This window comes from Streptomyces sp. NPDC058157, from assembly GCF_042884105.1.
GTDB lineage: Bacteria > Actinomycetota > Actinomycetes > Streptomycetales > Streptomycetaceae > Streptomyces.
On sequence record NZ_JBHVUQ010000190.1, the window covers coordinates 1 to 13161 of the forward strand.

General features: G+C 75.6%; 12 protein-coding genes. 6 read left to right on the forward strand and 6 right to left on the reverse strand.

All coding sequences use genetic code 11. The features are described 5' to 3' along the window. The first annotated feature begins 255 nt into the window (after positions 1-255). Positions 256-1566: an MFS transporter gene (locus tag ACFVXK_RS31475; protein ID WP_389618343.1), complete on the forward strand. Its 1311-nt coding sequence runs from the start codon at positions 256-258 to the stop codon at positions 1564-1566. Between the two features lie 12 nt (positions 1567-1578). After that, entirely contained in the window at positions 1579-2346 is a 768-nt protein-coding gene (locus tag ACFVXK_RS31480; protein ID WP_389618346.1) for a 4'-phosphopantetheinyl transferase family protein, read from the forward strand. Between the two features lie 110 nt (positions 2347-2456). On the opposite strand, the gene ACFVXK_RS31485 is transcribed toward ACFVXK_RS31480, so the two are convergent. Continuing rightward, positions 2457-2864, reverse strand: coding sequence for a DUF4190 domain-containing protein (locus tag ACFVXK_RS31485; RefSeq protein WP_389618349.1), 408 nt, complete (start codon positions 2862-2864; stop codon positions 2457-2459). 136 nt (positions 2865-3000) lie between these two features. Here ACFVXK_RS31485 and ACFVXK_RS31490 point away from each other — a divergent pair, with 136 nt between their 5' ends. Together ACFVXK_RS31490 and ACFVXK_RS31495 are read left to right on the forward strand one after the other, a co-directional pair. Then, positions 3001-4251, forward strand: coding sequence for a histidine kinase (locus tag ACFVXK_RS31490; protein WP_389618352.1), 1251 nt, complete (start codon positions 3001-3003; stop codon positions 4249-4251). Further along, positions 4248-4967 carry a response regulator gene (locus tag ACFVXK_RS31495; protein WP_389618355.1) on the forward strand — a complete coding sequence of 240 codons (720 nt, stop codon included), beginning with the start codon at positions 4248-4250 and terminating at the stop codon, positions 4965-4967. Before ACFVXK_RS31490 ends, ACFVXK_RS31495 begins: the two co-directional genes overlap by 4 nt. Here the strand turns inward: ACFVXK_RS31495 and ACFVXK_RS31500 are convergent. The 3 genes from ACFVXK_RS31500 to ACFVXK_RS31510 all read right to left on the reverse strand — a co-directional run bounded on the left by ACFVXK_RS31500 (position 4913) and on the right by ACFVXK_RS31510 (position 9146). Next, on the reverse strand, positions 4913-6223 hold the full coding sequence (locus tag ACFVXK_RS31500) for an NAD(P)/FAD-dependent oxidoreductase (protein ID WP_389618373.1): 1311 nt from the start codon (positions 6221-6223) through the stop codon (positions 4913-4915). The genes ACFVXK_RS31495 and ACFVXK_RS31500 overlap by 55 nt on opposite strands. An 86-nt stretch (positions 6224-6309) precedes the next feature. Continuing rightward, the gene (locus tag ACFVXK_RS31505) at positions 6310-7713 is read right to left on the reverse strand and encodes an FAD-dependent oxidoreductase (RefSeq protein ID WP_389618358.1); all 1404 of its coding nucleotides are present in this window, start codon (positions 7711-7713) and stop codon (positions 6310-6312) included. Then, complete coding sequence (locus tag ACFVXK_RS31510; RefSeq protein WP_389618361.1) at positions 7710-9146, reverse strand: FGGY family carbohydrate kinase; 1437 nt, start codon at positions 9144-9146, stop codon at positions 7710-7712. The genes ACFVXK_RS31505 and ACFVXK_RS31510 overlap by 4 nt, the downstream gene beginning before the upstream one ends. 390 nt (positions 9147-9536) lie before the next feature. On the opposite strand from ACFVXK_RS31510, the gene ACFVXK_RS31515 reads away from it, so the two are divergent. Both ACFVXK_RS31515 and ACFVXK_RS31520 read left to right on the forward strand, forming a co-directional pair. Next, positions 9537-10517 (forward strand): hypothetical protein, encoded by a 981-nt coding sequence (locus ACFVXK_RS31515; RefSeq protein ID WP_389618364.1) that lies wholly within the window; start codon positions 9537-9539, stop codon positions 10515-10517. A gap of 271 nt (positions 10518-10788) precedes the next feature. Then, a complete protein-coding gene (locus ACFVXK_RS31520) occupies positions 10789-12213 on the forward strand; it encodes an amino acid permease (RefSeq protein ID WP_389618376.1) in 1425 nt (474 codons plus the stop codon). Between the two features lie 95 nt (positions 12214-12308). On the opposite strand, the gene ACFVXK_RS31525 is transcribed toward ACFVXK_RS31520, so the two are convergent. Both ACFVXK_RS31525 and ACFVXK_RS31530 read right to left on the reverse strand, forming a co-directional pair. Then, entirely contained in the window at positions 12309-12584 is a 276-nt protein-coding gene (locus tag ACFVXK_RS31525; RefSeq protein WP_389618367.1) for a DUF6213 family protein, read from the reverse strand. A gap of 26 nt (positions 12585-12610) precedes the next feature. Next, positions 12611-13033 carry a CBS domain-containing protein gene (locus tag ACFVXK_RS31530; protein ID WP_389618370.1) on the reverse strand — a complete coding sequence of 141 codons (423 nt, stop codon included), beginning with the start codon at positions 13031-13033 and terminating at the stop codon, positions 12611-12613. Positions 13034-13161: the final 128 nt, after the last annotated feature.

Genomic DNA, 13161 nt, shown 5'->3' on the forward strand with positions numbered 1-13161 from the left:
CGTGTCCACACCGTCCCGTCCGGCTCCGCTCACCGCCTGGTAGGAGGAGACGACCAGTTCGCGCAGCCCGAACTCGGCGTGCAGCGCGCCCAGCGCCACGATCATGGACACCTGGAACTCCGCGCCTACGGACCGGCGCCCCGCCCGCACGACGCCGCCGCCGCGGCCCGCCGGGCGGTGCACCGGGCCCTCGCCGCCTGACCGGCCCCGCCCCGCCCTCCCTCCAGCTCCTCCCAGAGAACGGGTACTCCACCCATGACCACCACCGACACGCCCGCCACCGCATCGCCCGCCACCGGCTCCGCCGCACCGCAGCGGCCGCCGGTCCCCTGGGGCCGCGTCGCCTCCCTCGTCAGCGGGCAGGCCGCCGTCCAGCTCGGCAGCTTCGCCCTTCTCATCGCGATGAACTGGACCGCCGTCCAGATCGGCGGCACCCGCGCCGTCACCCTGCTCATGCTCGCCGCCACCATCCCGCGGGCCCTGATGCTGATCTTCGGCGGCGCCTTCGCCGACGCCCTCGGGCCCCGGTTCGTGCTGCTGCGCACCACCAGTGCCCGCGTGGCGGTCCTCGCCGCCGGCGCAGTCGTCGTCGCCGGCACCCACACCCTGTGGCCGCTGGTGGTGATCGCCCTCGTCGAAGGGGTGCTGCTGGGCCTGGCCGGACCCGCCTCGGGCGTCCTGCTGCCGATGTTCGCCCGCGGGGACCAGCTCGCCCGCGCCAACTCCCTCTACTCGATGGTCCTGCGGGTCGCCCCCATCCTCGGCGCGCCCGCCGGAGCCTTCCTGATCACCGTCGGCGAACTGTGGGTGGCCCTGGCCGTCGCGGCCCTCACCGGCGCCGTCTGGCTCGGCTGCCTCCTCCACGTCACCCACGGATTCACCCGGCCCGAGCCGGAGCCCGGCGTCTCCCTGGTCAAGCGCTCCGGTGACGGCTTCCGGCTCCTCGCCCGCCACCCCCGGCTGTGCTGGATGTTCGTCGCCTCGCTCTGCCTGGACCTCGCCTTCTCCTGGCCCGCCGAGGTCGCCCTGCCCCTGCTGGTCTCCGAACGGGGCTGGGGCGTCGGCGCGGTCGGCGTGGTCCTCGCCGCCTTCAGCATCGGGGCCCTCGGCTCCAGCGCCCTCGGCGCCGCCCTCGCGCACCGCATCCCCATGTACGTCCGCCTCGTCGTCACCGGCGCCGGACTGGCCGCGGGCATCCTGGTCATGGCCCTCATGCCGTCCGTGGTCTCGCTGACCGCCGTCGCCGCCGCCGTCGGCCTGCTCTCCGGCCTCAACGGGCCCGCCATCGTCACCCTCTACCAGCAGTCCGCGCCCGAGGAGCGGATGGGCGCCGCGATGTCCACCCTGTCCCTCGCCGGCATCGGCACCGCCCCCCTCTCCATCGCCGTGTTCAGCTCCCTCTCCCTGTGGCTCGGCGTCCAGACCACCTGGCTGATCTGCGGGGCCATCGCCTTCGTCTCCCCGGTCGCCGCCGTCCTCGCCCTGCGCCACCCGGCCCGCACCGAGGAGCCCGCACCGGCGCCCGCCGCGGCCGCCGCCGACCTGTCCGTGCCCGCCGCCGTCTGAAGGGAACCCCCGATGACCGTCCTGACCGTCCCCCGGCTGCTGGTCCCCCGGCGGCTGACCGACCCCGGCCCCGACCCGGGCCCCGGCGACCGGGGAGGCACCACCGGGAGCGGGTCCCGCGGCGTCACGGTGACCGCCCGCCCCGCCCCGGGACCCGAGGTGTGGCTGGTGGAGACCACCGAGTACCGCGACCACGCCCACCGCCGGGCCGCCACCACCCTGGACGCCCAGGAGCTCACCCGGGCCGCCGAGTTCGTCCGCGACCGCGACCGCGACTCCTACGTCTGCGCCCACGTGGCCCTGCGCCGCCTCCTCGGCGCCTACCTCGGCCTGTCCCCCCGCGAGGTCACCGTGGAACGCGCCCCCTGCGCCCACTGCGACGAACCCCACGGACGGCCCGTCCTGCCCGGCGGCACCCTCCACTTCTCCCTCTCCCACGGGGCGGGCCTGAGCCTGCTGGCCTTCGCGACCGCCCCGGTCGGCGTGGACGTGGAGGAACTGGTCCCGGCCGCCACCATCGCGGAGACCGCCTCGGTCCTGCACCCCCGGGAAGCCGCCGAACTCGCCCTGCTGCCCGCCGCGGACCGCTCCCTGGCCTTCACCCGGGTCTGGACCCGCAAGGAGGCCTACCTCAAGGGCCTGGGCGTAGGCCTCTCCGCCGACCCCGCCGCCGACTACGTGGGCTCCGGCCCGACCCCCGCCCCCGTCCCCGGCTGGTCCCTCCTCGACGTCTCGGTCCCCCAGGGCCACCACGCCGCAGTAGCCCTCCGCACCCCCTGACCCCACGCCGCCCGCCGGCCCCCCACCCCCGCCCGCCAGGGCCGGGGCGGGGGGCCGGCGGGCCCGGCAGGAGGCGGATCCGCCCGCGTACCGCGCCGTCCGGCCGCCGGTCAGTGCCCGGTGAGCTGCTGGTGGACGCACTCCCGGTACTGCCGGAAGCTGCCGGGGTCGTAGCACGGCTGCGTCTGGTTGGCGTACCAGGTCATGAAGACGGCGACCAGGACGGACACCACGATCGCGAGGAACGACGTCACCAGGCCGGTGACCGCCATGCCCCGGCCGACTCCGGTCCGCCCGGCCTTTCGCAGGGCGGCGACGCCCAGGCCCAGGCCGACCACGCCGAACAGGCCACCGACGAAGACGATCGAGGTGACCCAGCCGACGACGCCCAGCACCATGGCGGCCACGGCCGGACCGTTCCTGCCGGCCGGAGCGCCCGCGCCGTGCGCGGGGCCCTGAGGACCGTGGGAATGCGGGTCGGCTCCGGCGGCCCGGGTCGGCGTTGACGTGGTGTTCATGAGCGGTCCTGTTCATCGGCTGTGGAGGACTCGATCATGGCGTCGGGCGGCCCGGGTGCGCATCGCGGAAAGGGGGGAAGAGGGGCTCCCCCGATCGGGGGAGGCCGCCGGTGAGCTACCGGTCATACTGGACATCGTGATCAGGGGAATCCGGCCGCTGCTGCGCGGTTCGACGTATTCGGGCATGTTGTTCGCCTATGGCGGCGCGTTGGCGAGCCTTCCACTGCTGCCCTTCGCCCTGCTGCCCGCGCTCGCGTGGCACCCCGCTCCCCGGGGAGCGCGCGTCGTTCTCGTCCTCCTGATCTGGGCGGCGCTGGTCGGCGCGGTGGGACTGGCCCGCACCACGCGCCGGGCGCTGATCGTGTCCGCCCGCCGCCTGCTGGGGGTGGGATTGCCGGATCCCGCGGCGGCTCCCCGGCCCGCGGGCGCACCCCGCGACGATCGCTGGCGGACGCCGGTCTGGCTGCTGCTGCACGTGGCACTGGGCTGGACGGGCTGCCTGGTCAGCGGCGTCCTGCTGTTCGCGGGCCTGGCCCTGCCCGGGGGGTGGACCGGCGTCTGGGCCGGGCTCGATCTGCCCGGCGGGCAGGTGCGGGTGAACGGCGGCTGGCCCAGCTGTGCGCTCGCGCTCGGCTGCGTGCTGCTGGCGGCGGTGGTGTGCGTGGCCGTGACGAACACCCTGCGGTGGTCGGCGCCGCGGCTGCTGGGGCCGTCGTCGGCCGAGCGGCTCGCGCTGGCCGCCGAGCGGGAGCGGGCGCTGGCCGAACGGAACAGGCTCGCCCACGAGTTGCACGACTCGATCGGGCACACCCTGACCGCGGCCACGATCCAGGCGGCGGTGGCGGGCGAGCTGTTCTCCGCCGACCCGGTGGCGGCGCGGGCCGCCCTGCGCAGCATCGAGGAATCGGCCCGGGCCGCGCTGGAGGACCTGGACTACGTGCTGGGCGTCCTGCGTGAGGAGAAGGCGGGGACGGCGCCGACCCGGACCTTGGCCGACCTGCCCGAGCTGCTGGACCGGGTGCGGCACGCGGGGGCGGTGGTGGAACCGGAGCTGTCGGGCGAGCTGGTGCAGGTGCAGGGGACGCTGTCCCGGGCGGCGTACCGGATCCTGCAGGAGGGGCTGACGAACGCGTTGCGGCACGGCGCGGGCGGTCCGATCACGGTCCGCGTGGCGGCGGGGCCGGACGGACTGGAGCTCGGTGTGGTCAACCGGACCGGGGCGAGCACGGGCAAGGGCGCCGGCGCGGGTGCCTTCCCCACCTCCGGCCACGGCCTGCCCGGGCTGGCCGAGCGCGTGCGGCTGCTGCACGGCCGGATCGAGGCCGGCCCGGACGGCCCGCAGCACTGGCGGCTGGCGGTCCGGCTGCCGGTACGGGTGGCGGCGTGATCGGCTCCGGGGCGGGCGAGGTCGCCGTGGCCGGTGCCGCAGCACTCCCCGTCACCCTCCTGATCGCGGACGACGACGAGGTGACGCGCAGCGGTCTGCGCGTGTTGCTCTCGGCGCAGCCGGGGATCACGGTGGTCGGCGAGGCCGCGGACGGGGTCGAGGCGGTCGAACAGGCGCGGCAGCTGCGGCCGGACGTGGTGCTCATGGACGTGCGGATGCCGCGCCGCAACGGGATCGAGGCGACCCGGCAGCTGCTGGCCGAGTCGGCCGAACCGCCCAAGGTCGTGGTGATCACCACCTTCGAGAACGACGACCACGTCACCGCCGCGCTCAGCGCGGGGGCCGGCGGGTTCGTGCTCAAGCGACGTCCGGTCCGGGAGATCGCGGAGGCCGTGCGGGTGGTGGCGGCCGGGGAGGCGATCCTCTTCCCGGCGGCGCTGCGCCGGATGGTCACCGCCCGCCCGCTGGGTTCCGCCGAGGCGCTGCCCGAGGCGGCGCTGACGGGGCGTGAGGAAGAGGTGCTGCGGCTGATGGCCACCGGCCTGTCCAACCCGGGGATCGCGGAGTCGCTCACGGTGAGCCTGGAGACGGTGAAGACGCACGTCGGGAACGTGCTGACCAAGCTCGGCGCGCACAACCGGACCCACGCGGTGGTGCTCGCCTACGAGTCCGGGCTGGTGGCTCCCGGCTTCGCCGGCTGCGGCGGCCCGGGCTGACGCGCCGGGGCGACCCGGCCGCGGCCCTCGACGCTCAGGATCACCGGGCCGCCCTCCGGGTCCACGCGGGTCGTCCAGTGCGTCGGGAGGTGGAGGGAGCGGGTGGGGGTGAGGTGGGTCCAGGGGCGGTGGTGCCAGAGGGGGCGGGTGTTCTGGTGGATCTCCAGCTGCGGGGCCGTCAGGGGGGTCGCCGTGCGGAGCAGGAGGGGGCCCCGGGCGGGGAGGGTGAGGTGGGTCGGGGTGGTCCAGGCGAGTGGGGGGTGGACCAGGAGGGGTGGGCCGGGGGTGGGCCAGGGGGTGCCCGAGAGGTGGGCCAGGAGGGGAGCTGCGGCGGCGGTTCCCTCGGCGGTGGCGGTGGCTGCGGGCTCGATGCCGTGGAGGGCGTTGCCGACGGCGAAGACCCCGGGGGTGGCGGTGCGGAAGGCGGAGTCCACGGCGGGGCCTCGGGTGCCGGGGGCCAGGGGGACGCCGCCGCGGCGGGCCAGGTCGTGCTCGGGGATCCAGTCGCCGGTGAAGACCACCGTGTCGCAGGCGATGAGCCCCGACCGGCCGTCCTGGTGGCGGACGGCCACGCCCGAGAGGCGGCCCCGGCCGTGCAGTTCCGTCACCGTGGTGCGGGTGAGGAGGGGGATGCCGGGGAGGGCGGTGGCGCGGGGGTGTTCGGTGAGCATCGCCACCACCTCCGTGCCGGTGCGGCGGAGGGTGCGGGCCGCGTGGCGGGCCACCGGTTCGGCTCCGATCAGGACGGCCCGGCGGCCGATGGGGTGGCGGGCGTAGGGGTGGAGGGAGCGTTGGAGTTCGCCCGTGGTGAAGACGCCCGCGGGGCGGGTGCCCGGGATCAGGCGGGCGCTGCGGGGGCGTTCGCGGGCGCCCGTGGCGAGGACGACGGCCCGGGCGGTGATCCGTTCCAGGCCTGACGGGCTCGTGGTCTCCAGGGTCAGCGCTCCGGCCCAGCCGGTGGCGGTGACGCCGGTGCGGAGCGCGGCCCCGGCGGCCAGGGCCGCGTCCACCGAGCGCCGTGCGTAGGCCGGGCCGGTGAGCCAGGGCAGCGGGGGGCTGCCGAAGCCGCCGTGGTGGCAGTGGCGCGGGACCCCGCCCGGTTCGTCCTCGCGTTCCAGGACCTCGACCCGGCCGGCCCCGGCGCGGGCGGCGCGGGCGGCGAGGGCCAGCCCGGCGGGACCCGCGCCGACGACGAGGACGTCGACGGTCCGGTCGGTCCGGGCCGTGCGGGCCGTGCGGGCCGTCGGGACGTCCACGTCCTTGGGCGCGGGCCGGCGGGCGCGGTCGGTCCGGTCGCCCCGGTCGGTCCGGTCCGGCGTGTCGTTCGGGCCGTGCGTGCGGGTCACCGGCCGGGCTCCTCGGTGTCGAGCAGGGCGCGGACGGCCGCGCCGCAGTGGAAGCCCTGGCAGCGGCCCGCCCGGGCCCGGGTGCGGCGGCGCAGGGCGTCGGCGGAGGCGGGCGGGATGGTGCCGGCGAGGGCGTCGCGGATCTCGCCGCGGGTCACGCGTTCGCAGTGGCAGACGATCCGCCCGTACTCCGGGTCCGCCGCGATCATCGCGGCGTCGCGGTAGGGGCGGGGGAACGCCTCCCCGAGGTTCGGCATCCGCACCGGCTCCGGGTCCCGGGCGCCGGTGACGGGCAGGCCGGCTTCGGCGAGGAGTTCCAGCACGTGCTCCGCGATCGCCATCGAGGCGGTCAGGCCGGTCGAACGGATGCCGCCGACGGTGACGTAGCGCTGGTCGGGGTGGGCGCGGACGGCGTAGTCCTCGGACCCGGTGGCGGCCCGCAGGCCCGCGTAGACGGCGGTGACCTCCTCGTCGAGGAGCGCGGGCAGGATCCGCCGGCCCTTCTCGCGGAGCAGGGCGATGCCCTCGGCGGTCGAGCCGGTGGCGGTCTTGTCGTCCAGGTCCTCGGCGGTCGGCCCGAGCATCACCTTGCCGTGCACGGTCGGGGTCACCAGGACCCCCTTGCCGAGCGCGGTCGGCACCGGCAGCAGGATGTGGCGTACGAGGTCCCGTGCCAGTTCGTCGAAGACGATCAGCTGGCCGCGCCGGGGGGTCACGGTGAGGTCCTCGTGGCCCAGCAGCCGGTCGATCCGGTCCGCGTGCAGTCCGGCCGCGTTGACCAGGTGGCGGGTGCGCAGCGGCCCGCGCCCGGTGTGCAGGACGTGGGGACGGCCCGGGGTGACGGACTCGACGCGGCAGTTCAGGTGCAGGTCGACGCCGGCGCGGACCGCCTGGGTCGCGTAGGCGAGGGTGGTGGTCCAGGGGCAGATGACCGACTCCCCGGGCACCTCCAGGGCGCCCAGCACCCCGGGTCCGAGGTGTGGTTCGCGGGCCCGTACCTCCTCGGCCGGGAGGAGGCGGGTGTCGTGGTACCCGTTGCGCCGCGCCTTGGCGGCGAGGCCGGGGAGGGCGTCCAACTGGTCGGCGTCCCAGGCCACGATGAGGGCCCCGAGCGGTTCGACGGGGATGCCGCTCGCGGCGGCGTACGCGGCGAGCAGCCGGCTGCCCTCGCGCACGAGCCGGGACTCCAGGGAGCCGGGCACCGCGTCGAAACCGGTGTGCAGGATGGCGGTGTTGGCCTTGGAGGTGCCGTCGCCGACGTCGTCGGAGGCTTCGACGAGGGCGGTGCGCAGCGGGAGCCGGGCCAGTGCGCGGGCGATGGCGGAGCCGACCACGCCGGCGCCGACGACCGTGACGTCGTACTCCCCGCCGGGCAGGGGGCCCCGCCGGGTGACGCTCACGCCGGGCCGTCGAGCAGGGCCGCGACCGCCGTGCGGAACCGTGCGCGGCGCTCGGCGGCCTCGTCCGCGCCGGCCCTGGGCTCGTAGACGGCGGAGGGCTTCCAGTCGGGTACGGCGTCGCGGACGGTGAGGGAGCGGTCGAGGCCGAGCCGGGCGACGGCGCCGACCCCGAGGGCGGTGGCGTCCGGCAGCGCGGACACCTCGACGGGGATCCCGAGCAGATCGGCCTGGGCCTGCATGAGCAGGGCGGAGCGGGTCAGCCCGCCGTCGACGCGCAGGGTGGTGAGCGGTGCGCCGAGGTCCGTCGCGGCGGCGTCGGCGAGTTCGGCGACCTGGGCGGCGATGCCGTCGCACAGGGCGTGCACGAGGTGGCCGGCGGTGGTGCCGAGGCCGAGGCCGGTGACGGAACCGCGCAGGTCGCCCCGCCACCAGGGGGCGGCGAGCCCGGCGAGGGCCGGGACGAAGGTGACGCCGCCGGCGTCGGGGACGCTCGCGCCCACGGTGTCGATGTCCTCGGCGCCGGAGATCACGCCGAGGTCGGTGAGCCAGCGCACGGCGGAGGCGGCCGTGTACACCTGGCCGTCGAGGCAGTAGCTGGTGCGTCCGGCGATCCGCCAGGCCACGCAGCCGACCAGTCCGGTGGAGCTGCGGCGGGGTTCGGGGCCGGTCTGGGCGAGCAGGAACGCGCCCGTGCCGTAGGTGCACTTGGCGGCGCCGGGCACGGTGACGCTCTGGGCGAGGAGGGCGGCCTGCTGGTCGACGAGCAGTCCGGTCAGCGGCAGTTCGGGGCCGAAGGCGGTGGTCGTGCCGACGGGGGTGTCGGCGTCGACGATCGCCGGCAGCGCTTCGCCGTCGAGTCCGAAGGTTTCGAGGGCGGGCCGCGACCAGGCGACGGTGTCGAGGTCGAGCAGCTGCGTCCGGCCGGCGGTCGCGGCGTCGGTGACGAACGCGCCGGTGAGGCGGTGCACCAGCCAGGCGTCGCTGGTGGTGACGACCCCCCGCCGGGTCTGGTGGCGGCGTATCCAGGCCATCTTGGGGGCGGCGAAGTAGGGGTCGAGCGGCAGGCCGGTGCGTTCCCTCAGCAGGTCGGCGTGCGGGGCCAGTTCGGTGCAGAGCCCGGCGGCGCGGCGGTCCTGCCAGACGATGGCGTCGGTCAGCGGCTCGCCGTCGGCCGGGTCCCAGGCGAGCACGGTCTCGCCCTGGTTGGCCAGGCCCACCGCCACCACCGGTTCGCCGGCCGCCGCCAGGGCGGCCCGTCCGGCGTCGACGACCGATCGCAGCAGGTCACGCGGGTCGACCTCGACCCGGCCGTCCGGCAGGTAGCGGGGGCGTACGGGGGCGGAGGCGGAGCCGATGACCCCGCGGTCGGGGCACAGGACGAGGGCCTTGGTTCCCGAGGTGCCTTGGTCAACTGCGAGCACCGGGCCCGTCATCACGACTCCGTCCGCGTTCCGGCAGGTCAATGGATTGTCGGTCGGAAGCCTTCCCCAGCGGCCGGGCGCCCGTCAAGATCCGCCGGGAGGGCCGGGGGTACGTTTGACGCCACATCATGACCCGTTCTTGGCTTGAAACTTACCTTCGAAAAAGTTTCCGGGTGCGGACGGCCGGACTCGCCTTATAGTGATCGCCGATCAACGGTCGGTAAGGGCGCCGTCCGCGGGTCAACGGCGGGGGTACGCCGAACAGTTCGCGCATGGTTCACGCATCCCCGTACCTCCATGCGATCCGAGGACCCCGATGACCCCCATGACCCCCGTGACCCCCATGACCACGATGACGACGGGACGCGCCCGGACCGGCCGTACCGCGCCCGGGACGAGGTGATGGCCGGCAGCGATTTCCGGCCCGTCTACCATCCCGCCGGCCGCGACGACGACCTGCGCGCCGCCGTCCAGGACCTGCGCACCGGGCGCTGGCTGTCGATGGCCCGGCTGCTGGAGCGCACGGAAGGCTGGGGGCTGTGGACCCAGCGCACCCAGGTCCTCGCCGCGGTCGCCGCCGGCTCCGACGTGGTCCTGGCCTGGCGGGCCGAGCAGCCCACCAGCCTCGCCGCGGCCGTCATGCACACCCGGGTCTCCGTCGAGCGCGCCGTCCGCGCCCACCGCGCGGGCCATCCCCGGACGCACGAACTGTGGCAGGAGGCCTGGCAGGCCTGCCGGAACACCGCCGCGATCAGCCCGGCCGACCCCGTGCCGTGGGTCTGCCTGCTCGCCCTCGCCCTGCTCGACGGGCACCGGCAGATGGAGGAGCACCGGCTGCCGCCGCCCGGCCCGATGCTGCCCCCGGGCCCCTGGGGGATCCTCGCGCAGGCCGACGAACGGGACCCGTACAACCGCGAGGCCTACCACCGGATGCTCCAGTTCGTGCAGACGAGCACGGCCGGCGCGCGCTCCGAAGCCGTCAACTTCGCCCGCTGGGCGGCCGGTACGGCCCCGCACGGGTCGGCCGTCCACCTCCTGCCGCTCTACGTCCACGTCGACCGGTACCGCCGCGAGGGCGGCCACGAGCGGGCGCTGGACCTGCACTGGGTCGCGGAGGACGCCATCCGCGACGCGGTGCACGCCCTCGACGCCTGGTTCGCGTACGCCGACCCGGCGTACGCCTCCCCGCTCGACCTGAACCACCTCGCCCACGCCCTGTGGGGCGCCCACCGGTTCGGCGACGCCGCCCGGGTCTTCGAGGCGATGGGCGGCTACTGGTCCATCGCGCCCTGGGCCCAGCGCACCCGCGACCCCGCGGACCAGGCCCTGGCCGAGGAGGTCTTCCTGCGCGCCAGGTCCCGGAGCCTGGCCGACCAGAGCTGACCGGCCAGAGCCGACCCGCCGCGGCCGACCGGCCGCGGCACCCCCCGTCGTCACACCCCCCGCCGCCGCGCCCCCACGCGGCAGCCCCTCACGCAACACCCCCCGCACACCCCCGCTCCACCCTCCCCCGTCCCCGTGTCCTGACCCCCTCGGAGGTACCCCCGTGTCGCGCACCACGCCGGCAGCCCGCCCGGACCACCAGTCCCCACCCGTCAAGGACGAGGAGGAGCGGCTCAGGGAGCTCGGCTACCAGCCCGTCCTGGCCCGCCGGATGGGCGGCTTCGGCAACTTCGCCATCAGCTTCTCGGTCATATCCGTGCTGTCCGGCTGCATGACCCTGTACGGCTTCGGCCTGGGCACCGGCGGCCCGGCCGTGATGCTGTGGGGCTGGGCCGGCGTGGGCCTGTTCGTCCTGTGCGTGGGCCTCGCCCTGGCCGAGGTGACCAGCGCCTACCCCACGTCCGGGGCGCTCTACTACATGGCCGACCGGCTCGGCGGCCGGCGCTGGGGCTGGTACACGGGCTGGCTGAACCTGCTCGGGCTGCTCGGCGCCATCGCCGGCATCGACTACGGCGCCGCCCTGTTCACCGGTGCCTTCCTGAACCTCCAGTTCGGGTTCGAGCCCACCGCCGGCTCCACCTTCCTGATCTTCCTGGCGATCCTGCTGCTGCACGCCGTGCTCAACCTCTTCGGCGTCCGCCTGGTGAGCGTGCTCAACTCCGTCAGCGTCTGGTGGCACCTGGGCGGCGTCGCGCTGATCGTCGGCGCGCTGGCCTTCGTCCCCGACCACCACCAGTCGGTCTCGTTCGTCTTCACGAAGTTCGTCAACGACACCGGCTGGACCAGCCCGTTGTACGTGGCCGCCGTCGGCCTCCTGCTCGCGCAGTACACCTTCTCCGGCTACGACGCCTCCGCCCACCTCTCGGAGGAGACCTCCAACGCCTCCGTCTCCGCGGCCAAGGGCATCGTCCGGGCCATCTGGGCCTCCTGGCTCGCCGGGTTCGCGCTGCTGGCGGGGCTCACCTTCGCCATCCAGGACTACGCGGCCGTCGCGGGCAGCGCCACCGGCGTCCCGCCCGCCCAGATCTTCCTCGACGCCCTGGGCGCCGGCGGCGCCAAGGCCCTGCTGCTCGTCGTCATCGTGGCCCAGCTGTTCTGCGGCAACGCCGAGGTCGCCGCGGCGAGCCGGATGGTCTTCGCCTTCAGCCGTGACAACGCGCTCCCCGGCTCGGCCCTGTGGCGCAAGGTCAGCGGCCGCACCCAGACCCCGGTCCCGGCCGTCTGGCTCTCCGTCGCCGTCGCCGGCGTCCTCGCCCTGCCCTCGCTGTGGTCCGCGACCGCGTACGGCGCGGTGACGGCCATCAACGTCATCGGCATCACCCCGGCCTACGCGATCCCGATCTACCTGCGGCTGCGCGCCGGCGACCGGTTCGAGCCCGGCCCCTGGAGCCTGGGCCGCTGGAGCCGGCCGATCGGCTGGGTCGCGGTCGTGTGGGTGGCCGTGGTCACCGTCCTCTTCTGCCTGCCGCAGAAGTCCCCGGTGACGGTCGACTCGATGAACTACGCGGTGATCGCGCTGGCGGTCGTCCTGGTCCTCGCGAGCGTCTGGTGGTACGCGGCCCGCCGCTCGTACAGCACCCCGGCCGCCTACGGCACCGCCCGCGAGCAGGCGGACATCGCGGAGGGCATCGTCTGATCCCGCCCCCGCCCGCAGCTCCCCCACGTGCGCCCCGGCGCCCTCCGCGCCGGGGCGCACGTGCTCACGGGCGCGGGCGGCGGCCCGCGCGGGCCTCACTCCGGCGGGTCGGGGGCTTGAACGTCCTCGGGGTCCTCGGAGGCCTCGTCCGCGAGGGGCATGAAGCCGATGCATTCCACATCGATCTGGTCGGCCAGTTCCACCAGCACGTTGGCCAGGCCGAGGGTCGTGCCCGGGTCGAGCTCGGTCTCCTCGTCGTACACCGAGTGCAGCCAGCCGCCCGCGAGGCGCCGCAGCAGGGCCGTCACCTCGTCGGCTGGGATCAGCAGTCCGCCGTCCGCCACCGAGACCAGGGGTACGTACGCGTTCATGGCGACACCTCCTCCGCTTGCGCCGTTCAGCTGTCGGGGCCGGCCGCCGCGATCGCGGCGAGGGCCGAGCCCGGGTCCTGCTCGACCACCAGGTCGCCCAGGGTGACCACGCCGACGAGACCGCCGTCGCCGGCGACCACCGGCAGGCGGCGCAGGGCCCTGCGCCGCATCAGGGCGATGGCCTCGTCGACCCCGTCGTCGGGGCCCACCGTGACCGGGTCGGTGGTGCAGACGTCCTGCACCGTGGTGTCGGACGGGTCCCGGTTGCCGGCCACGGCCCGGACGACGAGGTCCCGGTCGGTCAGGATGCCGCGGAGCCTGCCCGCGTCGACGACGAGGACGTCGCCGATGTCGGCGTCCCGCATCACCCTCGCCGCCTCGGCGAGCGAGGTCGTCTTCTCGACGGTCACGGGGTTCTTGGTCATCACCTCGCGCACACGACGGGCCATGGCTCCTCCCACGGTCGGACGGGCCCCCAGCAGGCGGTTACCCGCCCCGGGCCGGGGCAACCGCCCTTCCCCGCGGGCCGCGGGCGGCGCCCTCAGGCGGCGGGGGCCGGCAGGGCGGCGTCCAGGCG